Raw genomic sequence first — 26,118 nt, 5'->3', positions numbered from 1 at the left:
ACATCAATTTGTGTTTATGGATCAGCAAAAGCTTACTAGTTACCCAAAAGAAAAAATCAACATCCTCCTGCTGGAAAATATTAGCGACGCTGCTGCAGCAGAGTTCAAATCGGCTGGATATGAAAATGTACGCAGGGTATCGGGGGCTTTAAGTGAAGCGCAGCTCATACAGGAGATCAAAGACGTTCACCTGTTAGGCATCCGTTCCAAAACGCAAATTACCGCCAATGTGCTGGCCGCCGCAAGAAAATTGCAGGCCGTAGGTTGTTTCTGCATTGGTACCAACCAGGTAGATATGGCCAGCGCCAAAGCCCATGGGGTGGCGGTTTTTAACGCACCTTACTCTAATACCCGCTCTGTGGCCGAGCTGGTGATAGGCTTGTCTATCATGCTGATCCGGCGCATTCCCGACAAAAACATAGCCGCCCACAACGGGGTGTGGATGAAAGAAGCCAAAGGCAGTTATGAATTACGGGGCAAAACCTTGGGCATTATTGGCTATGGCAACATAGGCAGCCAGGTGAGCGTACTGGCCGAAGCCCTGGGCATGAAGATCACTTACTTCGACACTGTAACCAAATTACCGCTGGGCAATGCAGTGCAAATACGTTCACTCGAAGAATTTTTGAGTAAGGCAGATATAGTGTCGCTGCACGTACCCAGCACGCCTGCTACCACCAATATGATTACCGCCCCTGTACTGGCCATGATGAAGCCCGGTGCTATTTTCATCAATTATGCCCGTGGCGAGGTGGTAGACCTGGATGCGTTGAAAGCGGCTTTGGAAAGCGGCCATATCAGCGGCGCAGCCATCGATGTGTTCCCGGTGGAACCCGAGAAAAATGGCGCTGCTTTTTCCTCCCCTTTACAAAAATTACCTAATGTAATCCTCACGCCACACATTGGCGGCAGCACGGAGGAAGCTCAACATAATATTGGCCTGGATGTAAGCAGCAAAATGCTGGCTTACCTGGAAACCGGCAACAGCTTTGGCTCACACAGTGTGCCTGCCCTGAGCGTGCCGGAAGTAGAACATGCCCACCGCATTCTTCACATCCACGAAAACGTACCGGGTGTACTCTCCGCCATCAACACCGCACTGTCTTCCAACAAAATCAATATCCTGGGTCAATATTTAAAAACCAACGAACAGATAGGCTACGTGGTGCTGGATGTAGACAGCAACCTTTCTGCCGATGCGCTGGCATTTTTGAAAGACGTACCGGCTACCATTAAGACCAGGGTATTGTACTAAACATAGTATTTAATGCATAGTAAATGCCGTTTACCAGTAGGTGAGCGGCATTTTTTTTAGGATTGGATGGCTGGTGTCCATTGCAGAACCAGGTGAGCGCCTGTATTGGCGGTGATCTTACACCGGTTATCTATTCGCATGCCCACTACCCACACCACGTGTTTATCCGATTCTACCACCCATACCTGCGCTTTTTGGGCTAGCGACAATTTTTGGTCAATAAAAAAACGACTTAGCTTTTTCTTCTTCGTCATACCCAATGGATAAAAATAATCGCCCGTTCTCCAGCGGCGCAGTAGTAGGGGGAATTTTACCTGCTGTGCGTCCAGATAAGCGAGTAGAGGTCCTTCCGGGATGGAGGCGGGCGCGACATCTACCTTACTTACCTGCAATGTGCCGGTGCCTGTTGATAGGGTTGTGCCGGCATTTTCCAGCACAAAAACGCTATTGTCTGGCTCAGCATGTGGCAGGATCAGCAGCCAGGCGCGGTCGCGCAGCACCCGATGGGTAGCCGTGTCTACATAGTGGCCAGACTCCGCCTGCAGCAGTTGTAGTATATGTTCCGTTTGCGCCGGCGTACAGCCGAAGGGTGCGAATAACTCAAATGCGATCGTCTGCAAAGGAACTGCCTTCTGCAATTTGCGCACGGCTACCTGGAAATGAGGACCATTTTGTACCAGCAACTTATTTTTATGCCATGCAATGGCTTGCTTATATAACACTTCTGCATCCCGGAAGTGTTCAATGCTATGGCTTATATTTTGCACCGCCTGCGGAATTACCTCCTGCATAGCGGGTATCACGTGCTGGCGAAAAAAATTGCGGGTGTATTTATCCGTGTGATTGGTGCTGTCTTCCACATAAGGGCGTGAGCCCAGGTAAGCCAGTAGGGTAGCTTTATCAGTGAAAAGCAAGGGGCGTACCAGGGTACCCTGTTTGGGTAATATTCCGTGCAACCCCGCTATACCAGTGCCTTTGCAAAGATTCATCAATACCGTTTCTACATTGTCCTGCTGGTGATGGGCGGTAGCCACATATGTGTAATTTTCCTGCGTACGCACCTGCTCCAGCCAGTCGTACCGCAACTGCCGCGCTGCCACCTGTATAGAAATTTTATGCTGTTCTGCATAAGACACCGTAGGAAATTCGATGGAGAAAAAAGGCACATCCAGTTGCAGGGCAAGCGCCTCAACAAAGTGTGCATCGCGCAGTGATTCCTCGCCTCTCAATTGGAAATTGCAATGGGCCATCCCGAAAGGAAGCCCGGCTTCTTTGCAAAGGTAAGCCAGGGCCACAGAGTCCGCACCGCCGCTTACCGCCACCAGTAAGGATTGCGTAGGTGAAATCAGTTGTAATTGATGTAGGTAAGCTAAAAATCGTTGCAGCATGAATGAATGATCTATAGTGTGTAAGGTACAAGCTATTGCATAGCGAAGGCGCCAGGCCGCCAAGGCGTGCATGCATGAAGAAACCAAAAGTTGCCTGGTACCCTTTAATACATTAAGTCTTCGTAGGCAGATTGCAGTTCGTTATAAGCATGCCTTTCCTTTTGCTCCCTGGCAATAGCCATGCCCTGCTCATATATCGCCTGGGCGGCGTTGCGCTCGCCCTGGCGTTCCAGTAATTTGCCAAGGTGGTAGTATGAGCCGGTGTAAGCCGGATCGTGTGCCAGCACCGACTCAAAGAGGGCGCGAGCGCCTGCATCGTCGTTCAGCTTGATATATTCCAACGCCAGGGCGTGTTGCAGGAAACTGTCTTGCGGACTGGTTTCCAGCATTTTTTTTATTTGGGAGATCCGGTCTGCCTGCATAGCCCAGTATAATTTATTCAGTGCTTGCTCATATACCCGAATTGGATATATTTGCCCATACCGCGTTTAAACAATAAAACAGTTAAAGGTCATGAAGATTTTAGTTTGTATTAGCAAAACTCCCGACACAACTGCAAAAATAGCGTTCACCGACAATAACACGAAATTCAGTGAAGCGGGTGTTCAATTTATCGTCAACCCCTACGACGAATGGTATGCCCTGGTTCGTGCCCTGGAACTGAAAGAAGCTACCGGTGCCACCGTGCACCTGGTTACCGTAGGCGGTGCCGATACAGAACCCATTATCCGCAAAGCGTTGGCCCTGGGAGGCGATGAAGCATTTCGCATCAATGCCAACAGTCAGGACAGTTATTATATTGCTGCACAAATAGCCGCGCTGGCAGCCCAACAGGGTTACGACCTTATTTTTACCGGTAAGGAAACTATCGATTTCAATGGCTCTGGCATTGGGGGCATGGTAGCGGAACTGCTACAGCTACCTTTTGTTTCCATTGCTGCAAAATTTGAATTAAATGGCAATACCGCCACCATACGCCGGGAAATAGAGGGTGGGGAAGAGGTAAACCAGGTAACATTGCCTGTAGTGGTAAGCTGCCAAAAAGGGATGGCAGAAGCCCGCATACCTAATATGCGCGGCATCATGGCAGCCCGTACCAAGCCACTTACCGTAAGTGAGCCGGTTGCAGCAGACACGCTGACCAGCATTGTAAGTTTTGAATTACCCCCGGCCAAAGCGGGCGTGAAACTTATTCCAGCTGATAATCCTGCAGAACTGGTTCGCCTGCTGCATGAAGAAGCTAAAGTGATATAAACATGTTGCCTTTCAAAACCGCCACCACGCGGTAATTCCATGTTACCTTAAATTTATCATGTATGTCCGTTTTAATATTTGCAGACCAGGTTGAAGGTGTTGTAAAAAAGAGCGCCCTGGAAGCCATTCAATATGGTTCCAAAGTGGCCCAATTACTGCATACCACTGCCTCCGCCATTGTGCTGGGAGCTGCCGATGACGCCGCGCTGGCCACGTTGGGCAACTATGGCGTTACGAAAGTGCTGCATGTTGCGGCTCCTTCTTTAAATGAAGTAGACGCTGCCGCCTATACCCATGTTATTGCTGAGGCGGCAGCACAGGAAAGCGCCGATGTACTGGTATTCCCTTTTAATTTCGATGGCCGCGCCATTGCTCCCCGTGTGGCCGCCCGCCTCAAAGCTGGATTGGTAACCGGCGCTATTTCGTTGCCCGACCTCGCAGGTGGTTTTGTGGTGAAAAAGAATGTGTTTTCCGGTAAAGCTTTTGCCAGTGTAAACATTACATCGGCCACAAAAGTAGTGGCGGTAATGCCGAACACCTTTGCCCTGGAGCCTTCCGGCCTTACTGCCGAAGTGGTGAATTTCAACACCAGTATTCCCCCTGCTAAAGTAAAAGTGTTGCAAAGGGAAGTTATTTCCGGTGAGGTGCCATTATCGGAAGCCACCCTCGTGGTAAGTGGAGGGCGGGGTTTAAAAGGCCCTGAAAACTGGGGACTGGTGGAAGACTTGGCCAAAGCGCTGGGTGCCACTACGGCCTGCTCCCGCCCGGTAGCAGATGCTGGTTGGCGGCCTCACCATGAACATGTAGGACAAACCGGCCTTGCCATCCGTCCAAACTTATACATTGCCATCGGTATTTCCGGAGCCATCCAACACCTGGCAGGGGTAAACGGTAGCAAGGTGATCGTGGTGATCAACAAAGATCCTGAAGCGCCCTTCTTCAAAGCGGCCGACTACGGCATTGTAGGCGACGCCTTTGAAGTGGTGCCTAAGATCACCGAAGCAGTAAAAGCATTGCAATAACTGTTTACGGGCAAGGCCTTCACCATACGGCTGGCTCGAAAGTATTGCCGGTTAGCATTTTGGTGCGGGCTTTGCTTTATATTTTATAACCGAAACGTGTAGTATTCAAGGTTATACACCGTGGATATTTTAACATGCCAAATTATTTTTTTAACTTCACGGTTCTACAAACTATCAGCGACAACGCGGACCAAATATGAGAAAAATAGAACTGGAAATTGTAGCCTTGTCCCACAGTATTACGCAAACCCATTCGTATGCAGTGGTGCTGGGCGAAGTGAATGGATTACGCCGGTTACCCATTGTAATCGGTGGATTTGAAGCACAAGCCATTGCCGTTGCGTTGGAAAAAATGCAGCCAAGCCGCCCGTTAACCCATGACCTCATGAAAAATTTCATGACCGCTTTCAGCGTGGAATTGCACGAAGTAGTGATCAGCAACCTGCAGGAAGGCATTTTTTATTCCAAGCTGGTATGCAGTAACAGTGAAGACACGATTGAGATAGATTCCCGTACTTCCGATGCCCTGGCCCTGGCCGTACGTTTCGGTTGCCCTATTTACACCTACGAAAATATTCTTAACAGCGCGGGCATCCTGCTGGATGATACCACGGGCAAGAAGGCCAACAAACCTTTGTCGCCCACCATATCCGAACACGAAAAGGGCGCCGAAGATAATCTCCACGCTATGAGCCTGGAAGACCTGAACACCTTGCTGGGTGAAGTGCTGGAACAGGAAGATTATATTCGCGCAATTACCATCCGCGATGAAATTAACAGCCGAAAAAACGAATTGTAATACCGGTTTGTTTCCAAATAAACCCCGCCGCGCGGACTTATCCATTATCCTATGACACACATTTTTCATGCTAACCTTTCCTAACTGTAAAATCAATCTGGGCCTTCATGTGGTAGGCAAACGGGCTGATGGTTTCCACGAGCTGGAAACGGTTTTTTATCCGCTGCCGCTCAAAGACGGCCTGGAAGTGGTAACCGCATCTGGTGCCACCACCTTTACTACCAGCGGCCTGCCCATACCAGGCCATGCGGCAGACAACCTTATTCTAAAGGCATATCAGCTATTACAAAAAGACTTTCCACAATTGCCTGCCGTGCAGGTGCACCTGCATAAACACATTCCCATGGGCGCAGGCCTGGGCGGTGGATCATCCAATGCCGCCTTCATGTTGCAAATACTCAATAAAAAATATCGGCTGCAACTAAACGATGCTACCCTGATAGCCTATGCGGCACAACTGGGTAGCGACTGCCCTTTCTTTATCCGTAACCAGCCCGTGTATGCTACCGGCAGGGGAGAGATCATGGAAGACTTTGCCCTTCGACTAGATGGATATGCCTTCCTGCTCATCTATCCGGGCATTCATGTAAACACGGGCTGGGCCTTCAGCCAGCTACAGCCACAAATACCCGCCTATTCCCTGAAGGCGGTGCTGCAACAGCCGGTACAACATTGGAAATCTACCCTCACCAACGATTTTGAAATTCCCGTAACCAAGGCTCATCCTGGGCTGGCTGCCATTAAAGCTACCTTATATCAACACGGAGCGTTGTATGCCACCATGAGTGGTAGTGGTTCTGCGATAGTAGGTATTTTTGAAAAAAACACCCTGCCAGATATTAAGTGGGAAAAGGAGTACCAAGTTTTTAAAATAAATTAAAACACTACTTTAGAAGAATAGTCCTGGGATGCGTCATTTTCGGCATGTTCCAGGACGTTTTAATTAAGGTAACGCTGTATTCCCGACACAAACAAGAAAGCCGGCATCTTATGCAGATGCCGGCTACCGGTATTTAAATAAAATCAATAGCTTATTTAACGGAAGCTACCAGGCTTTTGAAAGTTTCCGGCTCATTCATAGCCAGATCTGCCAAAACCTTTCTGTTCAGGTCCACATTCTTCTCAGAAAGCTTGTGGATGAATTCAGAATAGGTGATACCTTCTGCTCTTACTGCGGCGTTAATACGCGCAATCCAAAGCTGGCGGTAGTTTCTTTTCTTCAATTTGCGACCTACATAGCTATAAGTCAGCCCTTTCTCCAGGACGTTCTTAGCGACGGTATATACATTCTTACGTTTACCGTAGAATCCTTTTGCTTGTTTTAATATTTTCTTCCTGCGGGCTCTGGAAGCTACTGCATTTACTGAACGAGGCATTGTTGCTCTGTTTTACTCAGGTTAGATAAATTGATTATAATTAGCGAAGACAGAGCATTCTTTTTACCAGGTTCAGGTTAGCATCGCTAACCATGCTGCTGCCTCTCAGATGGCGTTTGCGTTTGTTGGACTTCTTGCTCAGCAAGTGACTTTTAAAAGCTTTATATCTTTTAATTCTTCCGCTCCCGGTCACTTTGAACGTCTTTTTAGCACGGGAATGAGTCTTAACTTTCGGCATTGTAATATTTAATTTGGTCTGCAAAGGTAAAGAATAAAATTACATTTCGCTCACACTTCCCCAAATAATTATGCACAGCAATAGAATGTGGATAAATCTACGAACTTTTTTCCTGTTTTTAAGCTTTTGATTATCAATTACTCCATCTGCCATGCCTTCAATATATTATCCAATCTATCTTATGATATAAATAACACATTTTTTATTTTTATCTATTATGATTACTTTTAATTTTGAATAACTGTAATATGACCTGTCCTATTTTTTAAAACCTTGGATTGCCTATGAAAACTCTTTACGCTTCAACAACCCGGTCTGTAGCCAGACATATCGCAATCATATTATATATTATTATATCATCCTATACTATGCTTACCCGCCACATGGCTTAAAACGCCCTGTGGTCGCTACCTTATTTCACTTAATTGTTGAAGAAAATGAAAAAATTCCTGGCCCTCCTATACCTTATTGCTGTTACCTTTTTACTAGGTGCGCAACGGGTGTCTGCGCAGTCGGCTATCCTGAACGCCCCCGCAGATGTGTGTCAAGGTAGCTTCGCCACCATGAATGCCCACCTAACCTCCTCTAATGCAAACGGGGCGTATACCTGGACTTTAACCTCTTCGCCAGGTACCGTTACTTCGATATATGGCACTTTTAATGGACAAGTATCGGGTACCAGCAATACGAATAATACTACCGTGAGCGTACAGTTTAATGCGGTAGGCAGTTATACATTTACAGTAAATATTCCATGGAAAGACGGCAGTAAGAGTGGATCTTTAACGCTCACCAAAACGATCGTGGTGCATGATTGTTCTATCGATGTATGTTATGGGGTAGACAAATCCGGCACTGGTTTTAATGAAGACTTTGGTCAGATTACCGATGGCCTCCGCCACCAGGTACAGGCACCTGCCAGTATTTCTTATACCTTTCAGGGCGGCACTAGTGATGTGGAAGACAACTATTATTGTTTGGCCACTTCTACTTTTCAGCACATTGGCTGGGTAAATAAGCCAGACCACACAACAGGAGTGGCAGGAGGTACCGGCGCTATGCTGGTATGTAACTCTCAGAATAAGGGACTTGCCTTTTATAGCAGGCAGATAGACAATCTTTGCCCCGGCGCTAAATATAACTTCAGTTCATACCTGATGAACCTGAATACCCAAAATATCCTGGAAACTACTTGCGCCAGCGGATATATGTACGCAGGGGTAGACTTTCAGATCATCAATGCTGCCAATAATGCCTTGCTGGCCACCTTCCCGACTTACGATGTGTCAATGGGCATCCCGGTATCCACCTGGCAGCGATACGGCGGTACATTTAAAACACCTCCCGGTGTAACCAGTATCATATTCAAAATGGTAAACCGTAACCCGGGAGGTTGCGGTAATGACATTGCAGTAGATGATATCACTTTTTCGTATTGCGGCCCCCAGATGTACACCTACATAGATGGTCTGAAAGGGCTTACAGAAAACAGTATCTGCCAAAACCAACCAGTAAACCTTACGGGCTCTGTATCACCAATTAACTATTTTTCAAACCCTGTTTACTTCTGGCAAGATAGTATTGCCGGCCAACCCGGATGGAATGATATTACCATAGACGGTACTTTATTTAGCAAACTTAATGACAGTACTTTGCATATTAGCGGCGATGTACTGATGCCCGACGGCAGCAGCCCGCTGAGTTATTTTTTCCGCGTAAAAGTGGTGGAATCGGGGCAAGACGCCAATGGCAGCTGTGCCCGTTTTTCCGACCCGGCCACCCTCACGGTGTTGCCGGTCCCTGTAATAAGTGTAGACCAGCAGGAAATCTGTAAAGGCGACGTTGTACACCTGGTTACGCAAAAAGTATATTCCCACTATAAATGGACTTATGGCGTTCCGCAGCAGGTGTTTGAGGGCGATACTACCGACGGACCCTTTAACACCCTGGACGACCAACCCTTGATCACCACCGATTACACCGTTACCGCTTCGGTAAAATTTGGTAAGGGAAAAAGCTGTAGCCGCAACGCCATAGCCACCGTAATTGTAGATACTATTCCGGTAGGCAACCTTCAACCATTAGTTTCCACTATCTGCGTAAATACGCCTATTACGCTGAATGCCAATCCTAATATAATTACCTACCCAATATTATGGAGCACCGGTGAAACCACCCCCAGCATTGAGGTGAACAAGTCTGCTGCCGGGACTTATTATTTTACGGATACCCTGTACAATGGAGTGTGTAAAAGTTATCAAACGGATACATTAAACGTTAGGGCATTGCCTCATCCCACCGTGTTGCCGGATACGCTTAAAAATTGTAGCAACAGTACTTTTACGCTAAACGGCAATACCCCTGAATCCGGTCAGCAGGGAACCTGGATCATTGGTACGCCTGCTAATGGTGCCACCATTGATCCTACGGAAATCCACAACCCCACTGCTACACTTACCGGCCTTATGGCCGATTCCATGGCTTCCCTTGTATGGAATGTTAAGGACACATTATCACTTACCCAATGCGATAGCAGCGCTAAACTGGTAGTGTGGAACAGACCAATACCAACTACAGCGGTCATTAACCAAACCACACTGACCAATTGTACTGGCAGCTTTAACCTGACGGCCAACAATGGCGTAACAGGAGAAACCGGTACGTGGACAATTGTGTCGAACACCAGCGGCGGCAGCACGGGCGTTGTCATTACCAATATCAACAGTGCTAGTACAACGGTTAAGTTGTCTGGCGCCCAAACACAAACCGTGGTACTGGCATGGACACTGAATAATGGTACCTGTGATGGCCCATCTGATCAGGTAACGCTGCATTATGCTGCACCCCCCACCATTACGGTTGGCTCGGTGCCCTCCTCTTGTAGCAACACCGGATCGTTCACGTTGCCCATTACAAGCTTTACCAACAATCCAACGAAGATCTCTATTTCCAATACAGGTACTCCTGTAATGGCTGGCTTTATCCCTGTGGTGAATGACCCGGTGGACTTTACCCAATCATTGCCCATTAATTATACAGTTCATTATCCATTGACTACGCCTGCCGGCACTTATAATTTCACGGTAACTCCGCTGAATGATAGTTCGGCCTGCACTGGCACGCCAGTTACCTTTACCGTGACGATCAATACCCCGTCTTCAGCGCCTACCAGCGTTTCGGCCAGCCCAACTGCCCTTTGTGTAAGTGGTAACAGTACACTTACTGTAAGCGGTGGAACACTGGGGTCTGGTGCAAAATGGCAGTGGACTACCAGCAGTTGCAGTGGTACCGTACTGGGTACCGGTACCGCATCTTCCCAAACGGTAACACTAAACACCACCACTACTTATTTTGTAAAAGCAGTAGACCCTACCAACACTTGCGCCAGCACCATTTGCGCACAGGTGACGGTAAAAGTAGATACCATCCCTGTGGGCAAACTATCGCCAGTTATCAGCAATATCTGCCTAGGCAGTAGTGTGACGCTGGATGCCGCGCCTACCAAAACAGGTTATGGCATTGATTGGAGCACTGGCGCTACTTCCCAAACGATCATTGTAACACCCGCATTGGTGGGTAGCTATCCTTATACAGTTACCTTGAACAACGGGGCCTGTTCCAGTATTCAAAATGCAACGATAAACGTACTGGCTATTCCTACTGCACAGGTAAGTACAAACTCCATAAAACAATGTGAGAATGGTACCTTTACGTTGAGCGGCAATCAGCCCGCAGCCGATGAAACCGGTACTTGGACGTTGATGGAGCCTTTAAACGGTGCCACCATTGCTACTGCCGATATTCATAAGACCAACCCAACCATAACCGGTCTTGCCACCGGACAGCAGGTAATAGCGGTATGGACGGTGACCAACAACACCAACACCCAATGCGCCAGCACAGCTAACGTAGTGTTGTGGAACCGCAACAAACCCACCACCGCCACAGTTACGGATGCCAGCATCCGCCAGTGCAGCAATGTGTTTTCTATCGAGGGCAATCAGCCTGCAGCAGGAGAAACGGGTAAATGGACCGTCGTATCCACCACCGCCGGCACAACGGTATCGTTTGCCAATGCCAGCCAATACGCTACCACGGCCACACTGAGCGGCCCTGCCACCCAGGATGCCATCATTGCCTGGACGCTGAACAATGGTACCTGCGATGGAACATCGGCTACCATCACACTGCATTATGTACCAGTACCCACCATCACAGTGGGTAACCCTGCTGATGCCTGCGATATTTCCACTACCAATTTTACCCTACCGATCACTAAGGTAACGGGTGGTCCTACTTACATCACCATTAAAGCAGTCACGCCAAATAAACTGGCTGGCTTCGTGGATATAATTGATCATGCGTTTGATTCTACTGCAACAAAGTATATCGCAGACCTTCCCGCCAGTATAACAAAGGGCACGTACAACTTTACGGTAAGCGTGAAGAATGATAGCCTGAACTGCGTGGGGGAAGATGTTCCATTTACATTGACAGTAAAAGAATCTGCCAAAGCGCCCGCCAGTGTTTCTGCCAGTCCGGATGTACTTTGCGAAAGTGGTAGTTCCGTCCTTACGGTCAATGGAGGCTCACTAGGCGAGAACGGCCAGTGGCAGTGGTCTACCGGCAGTTGCACGGGTACCGTACTGGGTACCGGCACCGCAACTACCCACACGGTAACACTAAGTACCACCACTACTTATTTTGTAAAAGCAGTAGACCCTACCAACACCTGCGCCAGCACCATCTGTGCACAGGTGACGGTAAAAGTAGATACCATCCCTGTTGGCAAACTATCGCCTGCCACTAGCAATATCTGCCTAGGCAGCAGCGTGACGCTGGATGCCGCGCCTACCAAAACAAGTTATGGCATTAAGTGGAACAGCGGGGTTACTACCCAAACGATCTCCGTATCACCAACCTCGGTGGGTACCTATTCTTATACAGATACTTTGCACAATGGGGCTTGTTTTAGTTATGAAACCGCTACGGTGAACGTGCTGGCTATCCCTATTGCACACGTAAGTATAGATACCGTAAAACAATGTGAGAACGGTACGTTTACACTAAGCGGCAACCAGCCCGCAGCCGATGAAACCGGTACTTGGACGTTAATGGAGCCTTTAAACGGTGCCACCATTGCTGCTGCCGATATTCATAAGACCAACCCAACCATAACCGGTCTTACTACCGGACAGCAGGTAAAAGCAGTATGGTCGGTGACTAACAATACCAACACCCAATGCGCCAGCACAGATACGGTAGTTGTGTGGAACCGCACCAAACCCACCACCGCCACAGTTACGGATGCCAGCATCCGCCAGTGCAGCAATGTGTTTTCTATCGAGGGCAACCAGCCTGCAGCAGGAGAAACGGGTAAATGGACCGTCATATCCACCACCGCCGGCACAACGGTATCTTTTGCCAATGCCAGCCAATACGCTACCACGGCCACACTGAGCGGCCCTGCCACCCAGGATGCCATCATTGCCTGGACGCTGAACAATGGTACCTGTGATGGGGCATCGGCTACCATCACACTGCATTACGTACCGGTACCCACCATCACAGTGGGTAACCCTGCTGATGCCTGCGATATTTCCACTACCAATTTTACCCTGCCGATCACTAAGGTAACAGGTGGGCCCACCTACATCACTATTAAAGCGGCCTCACCGAATAAGTTGCCCGGCTTTGTAGATATAACAGATGCAACATTTGATTCAACAGCGCTTCAGTATATCGTAACCTTGCCTGCAACACTCACGGCGGGTACTTACAACTTCACGGTAAGTGTGCGCAACGACAGTCTGAACTGCACCGGTGTAGCAGTTCCCTTTACACTGAAAATAAAAGCCTCCGCCCAAACGCCGGATAGTCTTACTGCTTCTGTGAAAGAGATCTGTGCCAGCGGCGCGGTAACCCTCACCGTACATGGTGTATTACCGCCGGATGCAGTTTGGGAATGGTCCGACAAATCTTGCGGAGGCGCCATCATTGCCAAAGGCGTGGTGGCTACGCTGACGCGCAATATTACCACTACTACTACCTTCTATGTAAGGGCCGTAGATACCACCGCTACTTGCTCGTCCAGCGCATGTGCCAGTGTGAAGGTTACCGTAGATGCCATGTCTTCTGCACCGGTAGCGGGTAATAATCAGGAACATTGCGATAATGCTAACTTCACTATGACCGCCACCACACCGGTTTCCGGTACCGGCAACTGGATATTATTATCCGGTTCCGCCACCATTGCCAATAAAACCAACCCGCTTACCAATGTAACAGTACCGGTGGGCAAAACAGCGGTGCTGGGCTGGTACACCACCAATGGCATCTGTAATTCAGATACTGCTAAAGTAACCCTGACCAACTATCCGCCACTGTCCAATAATGTGATCAGCGAAAACCAGCGTTTATGCCTTGGGTCCGACCCGGCATTGCTTACTGGCACTATCGCGGGTGGCGATGGTTCTTATACTTACCAATGGCAGTCTGCAGCTACGGCTGATGGAATATTTAATAACATTACCGGTGCTACGGGCGCTACCTATCAGCCCACCCAGTTGACCGACTCTATCTTCTACCGGAGAATTGTAAACGCTAGAACAGGATGTACAGACATCAGTAATGTAGTGCGCATCATCGTGGTAAATAAGGGACCCGTAGTGAAATCCAAATCGCCGGATAAGGTGGTAGAATGTAACGGCAGCGCGGATTATAGCGCCAACTTTACCCAACCGGTATTTGAACATCCGTTTGGATTAAAACTTACCGTAACGCATGCAGATAATGTGAGTGGTAGCTGCCCGATGATCATCGTACGCACCTGGACGGCTACTGACTCCTGTGGTAACAGCACGGCTGCATCACAGCAACTTACCATTCAGGATGTTACGAAACCTACATTCACCACGCCCGTACCAGCAGATGTTACGGTATTGTGCAGCGCCGTGCAGGCACAGATCGATCTGTCGTACACAGACAATTGCAGCCCGCAGGACAAGATTACGTACGAAAAGAAATCCGTTCGTACCAATACCGGCAACTGCGAAAACACTTATACCATTACCAATACCTGGACCATCACCGATGTGTGTGGCAATACGAATTCGGTGCAGCAACTCGTTCATGTGATCGACACCGTGCCGCCGGTATTCACCGTAACGGCCCCGGCAGACATTACGGTGAACTGTGACAAGATACCCACACAGCCCACGCTGTATGCCAAAGACGCCTGCAACCCGAACCCCATCACAGCTGTAGCCGATGAAAGGAGAGAGGATATACCGGGCGCCTGCGCCAACAACTACCGGCTGGTGCGCACCTGGACCGCCTACGACGCCTGTGGCAATAAAGCCACGCTCACGCAGATCGTAACGGTGATAGATAATACAAAACCAACCTTCCCCAACGGCAAGCCGGCCGATAAGACGGTAGAATGTAATGCCATCCCGGTACAGCAGCCTATCCCGGTAGCAGACAATTGCTCCGCCACCGATAAGATCGTGCAGACCATGTACACTTGGAAAGAGGTCATCAGTGGTGCCTGTGCAAACAATTACAAGCTGCATTATACCTGGGTAGCCAAAGACGAATGCGGTAACATAGATTCCGTATCGCAAATCATCACCGTGCGCAATACCCAGAAACCTACCTTCGACCAGGTTATGCCCCGCGACACGACGATCAATTGTGATCAGACATTGGGATGGCCCACCATCACCGCTAGTAGCGCCTGCGGCACCACCGGTAGTGCCAAGGTAGTAACCAGCAAAACCACGAAGACCAGTGGCAGCTGCGCGAAAAACTATACCGAAACCCGCACCTGGACTGCTACGGACGAATGTGGCAATGTGGCCACCTGGAGCCAAAGCATTAATGTACAGGATACTACCCGTCCGGTATTCACGATGAAAATTCCCCGCGACACTACCGTGAGCTGCGATTCCATTCCTGCAGCGCCGCAACTGGCTGGCACCGATAATTGCAGCACCAGCAAAGAACTGAGTGGTTCTTACAGTGTGAAAACGATCAAGGGCAATTGCGCAAATAGCTATACCCTGATCCGCACCTGGATATTGCGCGATGCCTGCGGCAATCAGAACACGGCTACCCAGACCGTCACGGTAAGGGATATGGTAGCACCGGTAATACAGCCTGCCCCCGCAGACATCACTATCTACTGCCAGGATCTTATCCCGGCCCATGTTTCGCTGAATGCTACGGATAACTGTGACGCATCGTTCCCGAAAAAGGCTACCTACTCAGAAGATCCGTATGTGAAAGACATCTGCAATGGGTACACTATCGTACGCAGATGGAGTGCCATAGATGCCTGTGGAAACATAGCGACCCAGGTTATACAGCGCGTAATCATCAAACCTTGCAGCAAACCAGCATTGATAGATTCCCTGGATATCACCTGCTCCAGTAATCCATACGTTACCCTGCGTACCAAAGGCACGGTGAATCGTCCCACCTACACCCTCACTGGTGTAGAACCGGCAGGGATCATCAGCGTACCGGTAAGCCAGACCTACAATGTCTTTAACCTGAAAGGGGCCACCAGTGCTACGTTTATAGTAACTGACGGTCTTACCGGTTGCGTATCCGATCCAAAAACCTACTCGCTGAAATACAACACCAGCCCTGTAGTAAACCTGGGCAAAGACACCACCATCTGCGGTGGCAACAGCCTGGTATTGGATGCCGGCGCGGCTAACTTTAAGTACAATATTGTATGGTCTACCGGCGAAAAGACCCAGCGCATTAACATCAGTAAAGCGGGTACTTACTGGGTAACCGTTACCAATGCCAATTGCGTGGTGAGCGATACCATTAAAGTAGGCCTCATCCCCACACCGCTGGTAAATATTCCTGATACTACTATCTGCCGCGGCCAGACCGTGAAACTAGACGCCTACGTAAAAGACGCAGGTTACCTCTGGAGCAATGGTGCTACTTCCTCATCCATCCTCGTGGGTGCACAGGACGAATATTGGGTGAAAGTGAGCAAAAATGGCTGTATCACCATCGATACGGTAAACGTAACGGTGAATCCGCCGCCGGATATCCAACTGAAGGAGGATACCAGCATCTGCCCTGGTCAGTCTGTAATGCTCACCGTAACTTCCAATGGTGGCCGTATCCGTTGGATCAATGGCTCAACGCAACCATCCATCACGGTCACGAAACCAGGCGGTTATTGGGTAACGGTAACGAAAGATAATTGTGTGGTGAGAGATACTGTGAACGTAAGGGAGAAACCGAAACTGAAATTAGAACTGGGCCCAGATCAATCGCTCTGCCCTGGTACGGAAATCACCCTCGATGCTACCAACGCAGATGCTATTTCCTACCTCTGGAACGATGGCGATCCAAACCCGGTGAAAACGATCGGTAATGCCGGCTTCTACAAGATTGCTGTAATGGACAAGTATTGCCAGATGGTAACCTTCGACAGTGTGAACGTAACCATGAGCAGTATACCGGTGGTGAACCTCGGCAATGATACCATCATGTGCAATGGCGAAGTACTCACACTCACGCCTAAGGGCAGCAATATCCGCAGTGTGCAGTGGTCGGACGGCTCTACCGGCAGCACCCTGAAAGTTACCAAAGCCGGTACGTACACAGTTACCGCTTTCAACGAGTGCGGCAGCAGTACAGACCAGATAACGGTGAGCTTCCAGGATTGTATTCCGGATCCCACCTTCCCGAACGCCTTCTCTCCGAATGGAGATGGTAAAAACGATATCTTCCTGCCCACTGTACGTGGTCCGATGTATAACTACGAACTGCGCATCTTCAACCGTTGGGGCCAGCTCATCTTCCTCAGCACCGATGCGAAGAAAGGATGGGACGGTACCTTTAATGGAGAGCCAGTAGATATTGGCACCTATGTATGGTGGTTATCGTACAAGGTTACCCCCGGAGGACCAGCCAATGTTCTTAAAGGAGCAGTAACCCTGATCCGTTAATTATTCTCGCATTTTCTCAAAGCTGCCCTCCAGATCACCTGGGGGGCTGCTTGTTGTTACCTGAACCTGGTAGCCGCCTTCAGGCTTTTCCAGCTAGATGGGCTGCTATAATACCCCTATGGCACAAGGCATATTTCTCCGGATCAGATCAAAAATTTTCCCTTTTGGAGCAACCCATCTGAACAAAAGAAGGCAGATTTACGCTCATTTGCAGTGCTGGCATCTTCACCTATTGCCACCAAACACAAATACCTTATAAAAAAAGAGACATACTGATAGCATGACGACTACCGGAACTACTTCCAGACAAACCATTTCCCGCAAAAAAAAAGGGGGCAAAACGCGCACCCGCAAAGTCATAGACTGGCTGCACCGCTGGCTGGGGCTGGTGTCTGGCATTGTGGTATTCATCGTGTGCCTAACCGGTTGCCTGTTTGTATTTTCTGAAGAGATTGCCAATGTGGTATATAAAAAAGAGCGTTTCGTAACACCTGGCTCGCAGGTGCTGCCCCTGTCCACCTTGCAAAAAACCGCACAGGAGGCCATTGGCAAAGACAAACCCATTAAATATTTTTCCTTATCGAGAGAGCCCGATCGTACCTGGGAGTTTACTGCCTATTCCATGAACGACAGCGCCATTACCTATGCCGGCATGGTAAATTATTATCGCACTGCCTATGTAAACCCTTATACCGGAAAGGTTACTGTTGTAATGGATGATAAGTGGGAATTTTTCCACGTCGTAAAATATATGCATTGGAGCTTACTGCTCAATACACCTTACGGCCAGCCTATCGTTGGGTGGAGTACATTTATTTTTGTAGTGTTACTCATCACGGGACTTGTTATGTGGTGGCCCAAAAAGTGGAACCGTAAAAACCGCGAAGATAGCTTTACCATACGCTGGAAGGCCCGCTTTAAGCGGCTCAATTACGACCTGCACAATGTGCTGGGTTTTTATAGCCTGCTCGTTGCCCTGGTGCTGGCGTTTACGGGGATGGTATTCTCGTTTCGCTGGTTTATGGCGATCGTGTACGTGCTGGCTTCCGGTACTATTAAACCGCCTCCGCCTGAACCGGTATTAAAGTCGAAAGTACTGGTCCAAACACCTGCCATGTCGGGATTGGATGTGGCTTATCAAAGCGCGCTGCAAATAATTCCCCAGGCCCGCCGCTTCAGTGTTTCCCCAGCCAAGGGAAAAGATGGGGTGATAGCAATTGCAGGTTACCGTGGCAAAGAAACGTACTATGATTACGACAATCTCTCTTTTGATCAGTACAGCGGCAAGCTCCTTTACCGCAACAATTATACACAACGCAACCGGGGGGTGAAGCTGATCAGCATGGATTACGATATTCACGTAGGCGCCATTGCAGGCCTGCCAGGTAAAATCATTGCGTTTATGGCAAGTTTGGTGTGTACCAGCCTGCCGGTAACGGGTTTTATCATCTGGTGGGGAAAGCGCAAAAAGTAAGTTTTGTCGCAGGTGCTGGTGAAGATCACGGCGCCGCTGCGCGCTAACATTTCACCCGCCGTGGTGGCCTATGCAAGGGTAGGGAAAGGGTAGTGGGGGGGTAATAATAGTCAATAGATGGGTAGGAGCCCCAGCAGAAGAGAACTCCCTTTTTCTGTAAATGCTGCCGGAAACCCCTTATTTTTGGAAAATGTATTTACCGGAATGCCCATACAAATAAGAGATAGCCTACTGCTAACCACTGTACTCCAGTACTTTCCAGTAGCCCTACTCACGGCCGTGCAGGATAAACGGCCCGGACTATGATAAGAAGCTTTTGTTAGGTGTTTACAAATGCATATATTTGTTAGAATTAAACAATGTGATAATGGCCACTTTTTTGCAATCTCCGTTTTTGTTCCTAGGGGAAATGAATGGTAAAGAAATCCTGCTGATCGCTTTGGTAATTTTGTTACTGTTTGGCGGTAAGAAAATTCCTGAGCTAATGCGTGGTTTAGGTAAAGGTATCAGTGAATTTAAGAACGCTAAGGGTGAGGATACTACTAAATCCTCCATCTCCGACCAGCAGAATAACGCATAGTTACCCGCGCTTCCAGCGCCTGGGTTATAAATTTTTTCAGGGCTAATGCAAAGGAAACTTTTGCCATTAGCCTTTTTTTGTGCCTGCTACAATTGATTCCGAGTTAAAAATCATACCCTCATACACTTTCATTGAAGGGTCAACAATAGTTAAGCGTGCCGAAAGTACCAGTAAACCAACATGGCCAGCACCAGCAAAACGGCGGATACCCACCCATAGAGCGGCCTTATAAAAATGCCTGCCATCGGCTGGTACAACCGCGCTTCTTTATAGGTATCCGTTTGAAAAGTAGTGCACTCCAGGCGCTGTTGTGGCCAGGGATCTTCCAACTCCAGGCCTTGTAGCAAGGTATAGCCGGTGGCAATGTTAGCGGCATGTAATTCTTCCCAACAACGTTTTGCCTGCTTGTTTTGTGCAATAACTTCCTGTAACAATACGTCGTCTTCCTCATTGATCTCCCCCAGTAATTTCTGCTTGATAAGCTCAAAAATCCAGGCATTATTATACTTTATCATCTGGTAGCTGTTAAATTCATAAAAACAGGAGCATCAAAGCTGGCATCTATAGTAAAGTGTAATGGCAGGTTATACGTTAAAGCAGGTAATCTCCACGCGGGTACACAAAATACCGGTATTGTTTTATTAAAGCTGGTGCAGTAAGCGCAGGTTCCTATATGCCTGTAAATTACCGCAAAAATACAGTTATAACATAGCTTTAGCGTTAATGCATAGTTAACAATACAAAGGCAAGGAAAAATACCTGGAAGAACAAAAGTGTTAGGAAAAGACCGGTACAGTAATTATACCGGACAATGCAGTAGCCAGCCGACCCCTGCTTTAAACTTCAGGCTGTTTATACAATGCCTGCATCACTGCATGTAGCTGTTGGGCGCTGGCCAGTATCATGGAACACAAGCTGCGCAGTTGCCGTGGATTATCGGTTTGCTGCATTATGGTTACCAATCCCATTAAATTGGCCAGGGGCTGCCGCGCCTCGTGCGATGGCAGGGTAGCACGGGGAAAGTTACTGCCCAATAATGGATACCCCGCTTCATCCAGGCAGGCGGCCAGATGGCTGCCCACACAATACACACCGTGAATATGCCCGCTGTTATTTACCATCGCCTGGCACTCCCACTGCGTAAGCATGAAATCCCCATGCCGGTTTGGCTGGCGCACCAGGAAGGGAAATAACTGTTCCGGATACTGCATGCATTGCATACGGGTGTCACGCGCAATGCCAGTATCTTCCGGGTGCAGGAGCAGATCAAATGATTGACCTAAAAACGAACGGCCTTCCGGGCTGAATGACTGGGTATAATGATCGTTGGTGTAGGTGTAATGGCCCTCTAACCCCATGCCGATCAAATAATAGAGGTTAGAGTGGGATAACTGTTGGCAAAGTTGATCAAACTTATACATGAATGCATATTAAAACAAGGGTTATTGAGATGGCCTAATAGAAGGGCCAGCAAACAATGGAAAGGTAAGGAAATTGTAACTACTATTATTGACCGCCTTCCGCAAATTCGCTGGAATAGCAAACTGATTTATTGCATTTATGAATTGCCCTGCCTTTAGAAATAGGAGCTCCTTACAACTGGCATTGGTAAATCGGATCTTATGTAAAAAAATAGCCCCTGTCATATTTAGATGTAGTTCCCCGGTTAAGAAATATTATAATAAGCACTGTATATACCGCTATTTGCCTGGTGGGTGAACAGTAGGGCAGGGAATGCTAAAATATTATTTACATTCATACGTCTTCCTCTAAAAACAATCTCCATGTATACCATTTTAGGCGCCAATGGCAGCATTGCCAATGCACTTGCCACCCTGCTCATCCAGGCTAATAAACCGGTTCGGCTGGTAAGTCGCCATCCGCAATCTATTCCCGGTGCTACCGAAGTACTGGCCGCAGACCTGCTGCATGCATCCCAAACAAAAGCCGCTGTAGACGGGTCTTCTGTGGTATTTTTGCTGGCCGGGTTGCCATACGACCATACTTTATGGGCCCGCCAATGGCCGGTAATCATGCGCAACACCATGGAGGCCTGCAAAGCCAGTAAAGCCAAATTGATCTTCTTGGATAACGTGTATATGTATGGCATTGTAGATGGCCCCATGACGGAGAACACGCCCTATAAGCCCGCTAGCAAAAAAGGAAAGGTGCGTGCGGCCATCGCCACCATGCTGATGGACGAAGTAATAGCCGGCAGGCTTACGGCTTCCATTGCCCGCAGTGCAGATTTCTATGGCCAGGGTGCCGATAAAACCGGCGTACTCAATATTCTCGCGATCAATAATATCCTGAAGGGACGTACGGCGCAAGTAATAGGCAATGACAACTGTGTACATTCCTACACCTATGTGCCAGATGCCGCAAAAGGCCTGCAACTGCTGGCAGAAGATGAACACGCTTGGAATCAGGTTTGGCACCTGCCCACCACCAATCCCGCACCTACGGGCCAGGCATTCATCGAAAAAATTGCCGCCCCTGCCGGCAAACAACCAAAGTATTTTACCCTCAAAAAATGGATGCTGCAACTCTTCGGCCTGTTTAGCAAACAAACTCGCGAACTGGCCGAAATGTACTACCAGTACGACCGCCCCTATATTTTTAACAGCACTAAGTTTGAACAACACTTTCAGTTTCAGCCCACTCCTTATGAAGAAGGCCTGGCAGCCACGATCGGAATGTAATGCTACATAGGGGCAGTAAAGATGCCAATGGCATAGATAAGACCATATGTTGGTATGAACATAGTAGCATGTACATTCTTTATATTTGCCGGATGAAATGGATGTTATGTTTGTGGTTACTACTTGGCAGCTCGGTGGTGGCAAAGGCACAGCAGGATAGTGCGCAGGCGCCTGTTACCGATTCACTGCGGGGGCATTACCATAGTTTTTTCCCGATTCCGGTGCTGGGCTATTCTCCGGAAAAAGGGCTTGAATTTGGCGCGGCTATGCTGTATTCCTTTTATGCAGATAAAAAACATCCTAGTCCTGTAACACGCAATTCCAGCCTTAACCTGGTACCCGCATTTACCACCAAACACCAGTATAAAATAGACCTGCGTGCCGATGTTTGGACCCGCAATAATACTTGGCATGTAAGAGGCGGCATGCGTTATCAATATTTTCCTTTTAGTTTCTATGGGCTGGGCGACTCTACCCATGCCTCCGATAGATCGCTGGTGGATAACCGCCGTTTTCGTGCGCAGGTAGATGGGGAACGCCGCCTTACAGGCCATTTTTATGCAGGCATTTCCCTGGCCTATCAATACGATGAATACAAATCCTCTAACGACAAAGGCATTTATAGCAGTATGCCACTAAACTATAAAGAGGGCGGCCATGAACTGTTTGCAGGCGTTACGGCTGTTTACGACGACCGGGATAATCAGAACTACACGACCCGGGGAACTTTCCTGCGCCTGAACGTGGCCAATGCATTGGCCTTTGCCAGTACGCAAACGGTCTATACTATTGACTTGCGGGGCAACCAGTTCTTTAGTATATCGAAGAAAAGTATCATTGGGCTGAATGGATATTTCCGCTCTGTGCAGGGTGATAATGTCCCATTTTTTTTACTGCCGGAACTGGGCAGCGATCAGATGATGCGGGGTTACTATACCGGCCGTTACCGCGACCGTAATTACCTTACCGCACAAGTAGAATACCGCTATCTGGTAGACCCTAAAATACATATTAAAATAGGCAGGCTGAATACACATCCCAAGTTTGCCCTGGCCGCCTTTGCTGGTGCCGGAGATGTGTTTGGAAACCATCATTTTGACCTGGGCGATTTTAAACCCAGCTTAGGCGGCGGTATTCGTTATTTCTATGACGAGCATGCAAAACTTACCGTGAGGATAGATGGTGCTATCGGGGAGAAACGACCGGGTGAGAGCCGGCAAAAGGGTCTTTATCTTTCGCTGGCAGAGGCGTTTTAATGCACCTATGCTTTTAGTCGCAGCGCTGCCAGATATTTGTCGATATACGCCTGCTGATACCGCGAGCGATACTGCATAATAAACCGGGGATGCTCCAGCGGTACCAGCTTATTAAAAAACTTATACTTATCATTCACCTTAGTTATAAACGCCGCATTTTTTCCCGTACCCAGGCAGTAACCTACGGAGCGGTCTATGCCCCAAGCCAGTTGCTCTTTTAACTTAGCAATCATAAAATCATATACCAGGTCTGTGAGCGCTTTGGTATCGTAATAATTATAATTCACTTCCTTGCCCTTGCCCTTGTCCATTACAAATCCCAGCGGGCACATAGACGTAAAGTAAAAATGCTGGCAAAATTTTTTCAGTCCTCCATATGCATCCATCATATGATGTATAAATACAGCAGAAGGCTCGTGGGTCTGTAATCCGCCATGGAAGCTAATGCCGGTCTTTTCGGTGAGGCGTTTGGTATCGGTGAAGGGTATGCCGGTAACGCCCGAGCCAAAGCGGCCGGGGTTAATGCCGATCAGCATACGGCGCTTCCCAGGACTGTTGTAAAATATGCGGTAAAACTGTTCCATGATGCTGCGGGCTTCTTGGCCCTCTTCAAAAGGGTTCATCATGCGGATGCCGTTGGGCAGCTTACCATCGAAATGAAGGTGGGTATTAAAATCAATTACTTTTTCGCCAAATGTCATGGTACGCAAGATAAACCATCCAGGCAGATCAGTGAGGCAATTGCTCCCGTATTTTGCCATACACCCAGGTGCCTGCAATGGCGCTGAGCAAGGTGGCTATAACTACCGTGGCGCCACTGCCAATCTGTGCATACAGCGGCCCAGGACAGGCCCCGGTTAAAGCCCAGCCCATACCAAAACAAATGCCGCCGAATATTTGCCCTTTCTGAAAAGCCTTGTCCGGAAATGTAACCGGCTGCCCAAAGAAGGTCTTTACCTTATACCGTTTGATGATAAAAATGCTGATCATGCCCACTACCACTGCCGACCCAATGACGCCATACATGTGGAAAGATTGCAGCCGGAACATTTCCTGTATGCGCACCCAGGAAATTACTTCGCCTTTGGTGAGTACCACGCCGAAATAAATACCGGCTAATATATATAACCACCATTTTTTCTCCCAGCGGGTGGTGGCCTTGAAAGTAGGGGTGGTGGCCTGCGGGGCCACTTCAAAATCTGTTTCCTGCATATAAAAAAGTTAAAGCCCTAAAATAAAAGGAAGCACTACATTGGCCACCAGAAAACCGCCTACCATAAAACTGATAGTAGCCACCAGCGAAGGCCATTGAAGATTGGAAAGCCCCATGATGGCATGCCCGCTGGTACAGCCGCCGGCATAGCGAGTGCCAAAACCCACCAGAAAGCCGCCTACGATCATCAGGATAAAACCGCGCAGCGTAAGCAGGGCGCCCCAGTTAAATAATTGTTCCGGCACCAGCGCATTGGTAGCGGTAATGCCATAACCCGCCAGGCTTTGAGCCAGTTTGGGGTGAATAACAATGGGGGCTGGATTGTGCAGCAAGGTAGTAGCCACCACCCCTCCCAGCAGTATGCCGGCAACGAAAAAAAGGTTCCAGGATTCGGCTTTCCAGTTGTAGGTAAAAAAAGGAATATTGCCCGGTATACAGGCGGCGCAAATGTGGCGAAGCGTGGAGGAAATACCGAACTGCCGGTTGCCCAGCAGGAGCAATAACGGTACCGTAAGCCCAATGAGTGGCCCGGCCACATACCAGGGCCAGGGACCATGCAAGGAGTGTATCATAAAAAGGGGTGTTTCACCAAAAGTAGCAAAATGTACCCGCAATTTTTAAATCAGTTAACGATCTAACAGGTATACTCCCATTAGCAACGCGCGCTATTATTTACAGTTAAAAACGGAAGCATCATCCAAATATTTTTGGTAAGTATTACTATACTAATTAATTTAGCTAAATCTTAAACCTTAAAAATATCCCCATGGCTGAAAAAGAGATTCAAACGATATTATCAGCGTTGAAGGCGCTGGAAACTAAATTTGATCACAGATTTGACGTAGTGGAAGAAAGGTTGGGTGACATAGAAGGGCAATTGAAAAGAATAGAAATTTGGACACCGTATAATTCAAATCAAGACACCGTTGCCGAGTTAGCCGCTTTAAAAAAATAATACTTTTACTCATCATATTTCAAAGCCTTGCTGCCATGAGTAGTAGGGCTTTTTTTTACAACAATCATTTGGCAAGCATACTTTGAGGGAACATTCAAATTGGGTATAACTAGTAGATTGCTACCTACACTAACAAGGCCGGTAATCTAACGCTACCGGCCTTGTTACACTGCCTACCTGCTGTAATGGCTTATCCCAAATGCGGTTGCAATACCTGCAACAACTGGTGGGCTGGCATCACGCCACTTTGCCGCCAAAGAAGTTTGCCCGCTTTGAACAGCATTAATGTGGGTACGCCTGTAATCTGCCACTCCTGCGACAATTTCGGGTTCTTATCTACATCTATTTTGAGAATGCGCATTTTATCGCCGGTTTTAGCCTTCACGTCTTCCAGGATAGGGGCCAGCGTTTTACAAGGGCCGCACCACGTTGCCGAAAAATCCAGCAATACCGGTGTGCTGGATTGCAGGATGTCTTGCAGTTGGTTGCCTGTTGGGTCGGATGTATGCATATGAATATTTTTAAACGTTGTAAATGTAATGGTACAAAGTCTCTGCCAGACGCATTTTCCGGCCCTTATGGCAGGCGGGAAGAAATACTAAATAATTTGGCAAAAGGACTAA

The 26,118-nt window shown here is 48.3% G+C and carries 21 protein-coding genes; 11 read left to right on the top strand and 10 right to left on the bottom strand.

Annotated features, from left to right (window positions below):
• Positions 1-16: 16 nt before the first annotated feature.
• Positions 17-1,255, top strand: a complete 1,239-nt coding sequence (gene serA / locus GA0116948_RS16830) for a phosphoglycerate dehydrogenase (RefSeq protein ID WP_089714440.1) — start codon at positions 17-19, stop codon at positions 1,253-1,255.
• A gap of 56 nt (positions 1,256-1,311) precedes the next feature.
• Here the strand turns inward: serA and tilS are convergent, their stop codons facing one another.
• Together tilS and GA0116948_RS16820 are read right to left on the bottom strand one after the other, a co-directional pair.
• Positions 1,312-2,643: a tRNA lysidine(34) synthetase TilS gene (tilS, locus tag GA0116948_RS16825; RefSeq protein ID WP_089714339.1), complete on the bottom strand. Its 1,332-nt coding sequence runs from the start codon at positions 2,641-2,643 to the stop codon at positions 1,312-1,314.
• A 104-nt stretch (positions 2,644-2,747) separates the two neighbouring features.
• On the bottom strand, positions 2,748-3,065 hold the full coding sequence (locus GA0116948_RS16820) for a tetratricopeptide repeat protein (RefSeq protein WP_089714338.1): 318 nt from the start codon (positions 3,063-3,065) through the stop codon (positions 2,748-2,750).
• A 91-nt stretch (positions 3,066-3,156) separates the two neighbouring features.
• On the opposite strand from GA0116948_RS16820, the gene GA0116948_RS16815 reads away from it, so the two are divergent.
• The 4 genes from GA0116948_RS16815 (at position 3,157) to ispE (ending at position 6,598) form a co-directional block, all read left to right on the top strand.
• Positions 3,157-3,897 (top strand): electron transfer flavoprotein subunit beta/FixA family protein, encoded by a 741-nt coding sequence (locus tag GA0116948_RS16815; protein WP_089714336.1) that lies wholly within the window; start codon positions 3,157-3,159, stop codon positions 3,895-3,897.
• Positions 3,898-3,959: 62 nt separating this feature from the next.
• A complete protein-coding gene (locus GA0116948_RS16810; protein ID WP_089714334.1) occupies positions 3,960-4,919 on the top strand; it encodes an electron transfer flavoprotein subunit alpha/FixB family protein in 960 nt (319 codons plus the stop codon).
• Positions 4,920-5,115: 196 nt separating this feature from the next.
• A complete protein-coding gene (locus GA0116948_RS16805) occupies positions 5,116-5,718 on the top strand; it encodes a bifunctional nuclease family protein (RefSeq protein ID WP_089714332.1) in 603 nt (200 codons plus the stop codon).
• A gap of 67 nt (positions 5,719-5,785) precedes the next feature.
• Entirely contained in the window at positions 5,786-6,598 is an 813-nt protein-coding gene (gene ispE / locus GA0116948_RS16800; protein WP_089714330.1) for a 4-(cytidine 5'-diphospho)-2-C-methyl-D-erythritol kinase, read from the top strand.
• Positions 6,599-6,749: 151 nt separating this feature from the next.
• Here ispE and rplT read toward each other — a convergent pair whose 3' ends face one another.
• The gene (rplT, locus tag GA0116948_RS16795; RefSeq protein WP_089714328.1) at positions 6,750-7,094 is read right to left on the bottom strand and encodes a 50S ribosomal protein L20; all 345 of its coding nucleotides are present in this window, start codon (positions 7,092-7,094) and stop codon (positions 6,750-6,752) included.
• A 40-nt stretch (positions 7,095-7,134) separates the two neighbouring features.
• Entirely contained in the window at positions 7,135-7,332 is a 198-nt protein-coding gene (gene rpmI / locus GA0116948_RS16790) for a 50S ribosomal protein L35 (RefSeq protein WP_089714326.1), read from the bottom strand.
• Positions 7,333-7,769: 437 nt separating this feature from the next.
• On the opposite strand from rpmI, the gene GA0116948_RS16785 reads away from it, so the two are divergent.
• From GA0116948_RS16785 to tatA, 3 genes are all read left to right on the top strand, one after another.
• Entirely contained in the window at positions 7,770-17,315 is a 9,546-nt protein-coding gene (locus tag GA0116948_RS16785; protein ID WP_089714324.1) for a gliding motility-associated C-terminal domain-containing protein, read from the top strand.
• A 280-nt stretch (positions 17,316-17,595) separates the two neighbouring features.
• Positions 17,596-18,789 (top strand): PepSY-associated TM helix domain-containing protein, encoded by a 1,194-nt coding sequence (locus tag GA0116948_RS16780; RefSeq protein ID WP_089714322.1) that lies wholly within the window; start codon positions 17,596-17,598, stop codon positions 18,787-18,789.
• 367 nt (positions 18,790-19,156) lie between these two features.
• Positions 19,157-19,369, top strand: a complete 213-nt coding sequence (gene tatA / locus GA0116948_RS16775) for a twin-arginine translocase TatA/TatE family subunit (protein WP_205686181.1) — start codon at positions 19,157-19,159, stop codon at positions 19,367-19,369.
• 149 nt (positions 19,370-19,518) lie between these two features.
• Here tatA and GA0116948_RS16770 read toward each other — a convergent pair whose 3' ends face one another.
• The gene (locus GA0116948_RS16770; protein ID WP_089714320.1) at positions 19,519-19,884 is read right to left on the bottom strand and encodes a hypothetical protein; all 366 of its coding nucleotides are present in this window, start codon (positions 19,882-19,884) and stop codon (positions 19,519-19,521) included.
• Positions 19,885-20,205: 321 nt separating this feature from the next.
• Positions 20,206-20,790, bottom strand: a complete 585-nt coding sequence (locus GA0116948_RS16765; protein WP_089714319.1) for a hypothetical protein — start codon at positions 20,788-20,790, stop codon at positions 20,206-20,208.
• A gap of 363 nt (positions 20,791-21,153) precedes the next feature.
• Between GA0116948_RS16765 and GA0116948_RS16755 the strand changes: the two genes are divergently transcribed.
• Complete coding sequence (locus GA0116948_RS16755) at positions 21,154-22,071, top strand: NAD-dependent epimerase/dehydratase family protein (RefSeq protein ID WP_089714315.1); 918 nt, start codon at positions 21,154-21,156, stop codon at positions 22,069-22,071.
• A 92-nt stretch (positions 22,072-22,163) separates the two neighbouring features.
• Positions 22,164-23,327 (top strand): BamA/TamA family outer membrane protein, encoded by a 1,164-nt coding sequence (locus GA0116948_RS16750; protein WP_089714314.1) that lies wholly within the window; start codon positions 22,164-22,166, stop codon positions 23,325-23,327.
• 5 nt (positions 23,328-23,332) lie between these two features.
• Here the strand turns inward: GA0116948_RS16750 and GA0116948_RS16745 are convergent, their stop codons facing one another.
• The 3 genes from GA0116948_RS16745 to GA0116948_RS16735 are packed head-to-tail and all read right to left on the bottom strand — an operon-like array spanning position 23,333 to position 25,112.
• On the bottom strand, positions 23,333-24,028 hold the full coding sequence (locus tag GA0116948_RS16745) for a uracil-DNA glycosylase family protein (RefSeq protein ID WP_089714312.1): 696 nt from the start codon (positions 24,026-24,028) through the stop codon (positions 23,333-23,335).
• A gap of 28 nt (positions 24,029-24,056) precedes the next feature.
• A complete protein-coding gene (locus GA0116948_RS16740; RefSeq protein ID WP_089714310.1) occupies positions 24,057-24,539 on the bottom strand; it encodes a DUF6691 family protein in 483 nt (160 codons plus the stop codon).
• 9 nt (positions 24,540-24,548) lie between these two features.
• Positions 24,549-25,112, bottom strand: a complete 564-nt coding sequence (locus GA0116948_RS16735) for a YeeE/YedE family protein (RefSeq protein ID WP_089714437.1) — start codon at positions 25,110-25,112, stop codon at positions 24,549-24,551.
• A 194-nt stretch (positions 25,113-25,306) separates the two neighbouring features.
• Between GA0116948_RS16735 and GA0116948_RS16730 the strand changes: the two genes are divergently transcribed.
• On the top strand, positions 25,307-25,495 hold the full coding sequence (locus tag GA0116948_RS16730) for a hypothetical protein (protein WP_089714308.1): 189 nt from the start codon (positions 25,307-25,309) through the stop codon (positions 25,493-25,495).
• 190 nt (positions 25,496-25,685) lie between these two features.
• On the opposite strand, the gene trxA is transcribed toward GA0116948_RS16730, so the two are convergent.
• On the bottom strand, positions 25,686-26,006 hold the full coding sequence (gene trxA / locus GA0116948_RS16725; protein ID WP_089714306.1) for a thioredoxin: 321 nt from the start codon (positions 26,004-26,006) through the stop codon (positions 25,686-25,688).
• Positions 26,007-26,118 lie beyond the last annotated feature (112 nt).

This window comes from Chitinophaga costaii, assembly GCF_900094705.1.
Lineage (GTDB): Bacteria > Bacteroidota > Bacteroidia > Chitinophagales > Chitinophagaceae > Chitinophaga > Chitinophaga costaii.
This window is presented reverse-complemented; position numbering and strand designations above follow the sequence as displayed.

Bases quoted from the DNA above. Each gene is read 5' to 3' on its own strand.
- GA0116948_RS16780 (WP_089714322.1), top strand. From the start codon at position 17,596: ATGACGACTACCGGAACTACTTCCAGACAAACCATTTCCCGCAAAAAA.
- GA0116948_RS16820 (WP_089714338.1), bottom strand. From the start codon at position 3,065: ATGCAGGCAGACCGGATCTCCCAAATAAAAAAAATGCTGGAAACCAGT.
- GA0116948_RS16735 (WP_089714437.1), bottom strand. From the start codon at position 25,112: ATGATACACTCCTTGCATGGTCCCTGGCCCTGGTATGTGGCCGGGCCA.
- rpmI (WP_089714326.1), bottom strand. From the start codon at position 7,332: ATGCCGAAAGTTAAGACTCATTCCCGTGCTAAAAAGACGTTCAAAGTG.
- tatA (WP_205686181.1), top strand. From the start codon at position 19,157: ATGGCCACTTTTTTGCAATCTCCGTTTTTGTTCCTAGGGGAAATGAAT.
- rplT (WP_089714328.1), bottom strand. From the start codon at position 7,094: ATGCCTCGTTCAGTAAATGCAGTAGCTTCCAGAGCCCGCAGGAAGAAA.
- trxA (WP_089714306.1), bottom strand. From the start codon at position 26,006: ATGCATACATCCGACCCAACAGGCAACCAACTGCAAGACATCCTGCAA.
- GA0116948_RS16765 (WP_089714319.1), bottom strand. From the start codon at position 20,790: ATGTATAAGTTTGATCAACTTTGCCAACAGTTATCCCACTCTAACCTC.
- GA0116948_RS16815 (WP_089714336.1), top strand. From the start codon at position 3,157: ATGAAGATTTTAGTTTGTATTAGCAAAACTCCCGACACAACTGCAAAA.
- GA0116948_RS16805 (WP_089714332.1), top strand. From the start codon at position 5,116: ATGAGAAAAATAGAACTGGAAATTGTAGCCTTGTCCCACAGTATTACG.
- GA0116948_RS16755 (WP_089714315.1), top strand. From the start codon at position 21,154: ATGTATACCATTTTAGGCGCCAATGGCAGCATTGCCAATGCACTTGCC.
- serA (WP_089714440.1), top strand. From the start codon at position 17: ATGGATCAGCAAAAGCTTACTAGTTACCCAAAAGAAAAAATCAACATC.
- GA0116948_RS16730 (WP_089714308.1), top strand. From the start codon at position 25,307: ATGGCTGAAAAAGAGATTCAAACGATATTATCAGCGTTGAAGGCGCTG.
- GA0116948_RS16750 (WP_089714314.1), top strand. From the start codon at position 22,164: ATGAAATGGATGTTATGTTTGTGGTTACTACTTGGCAGCTCGGTGGTG.
- GA0116948_RS16785 (WP_089714324.1), top strand. From the start codon at position 7,770: ATGAAAAAATTCCTGGCCCTCCTATACCTTATTGCTGTTACCTTTTTA.
- GA0116948_RS16810 (WP_089714334.1), top strand. From the start codon at position 3,960: ATGTCCGTTTTAATATTTGCAGACCAGGTTGAAGGTGTTGTAAAAAAG.
- tilS (WP_089714339.1), bottom strand. From the start codon at position 2,643: ATGCTGCAACGATTTTTAGCTTACCTACATCAATTACAACTGATTTCA.
- ispE (WP_089714330.1), top strand. From the start codon at position 5,786: ATGCTAACCTTTCCTAACTGTAAAATCAATCTGGGCCTTCATGTGGTA.
- GA0116948_RS16770 (WP_089714320.1), bottom strand. From the start codon at position 19,884: ATGATAAAGTATAATAATGCCTGGATTTTTGAGCTTATCAAGCAGAAA.
- GA0116948_RS16745 (WP_089714312.1), bottom strand. From the start codon at position 24,028: ATGACATTTGGCGAAAAAGTAATTGATTTTAATACCCACCTTCATTTC.
- GA0116948_RS16740 (WP_089714310.1), bottom strand. From the start codon at position 24,539: ATGCAGGAAACAGATTTTGAAGTGGCCCCGCAGGCCACCACCCCTACT.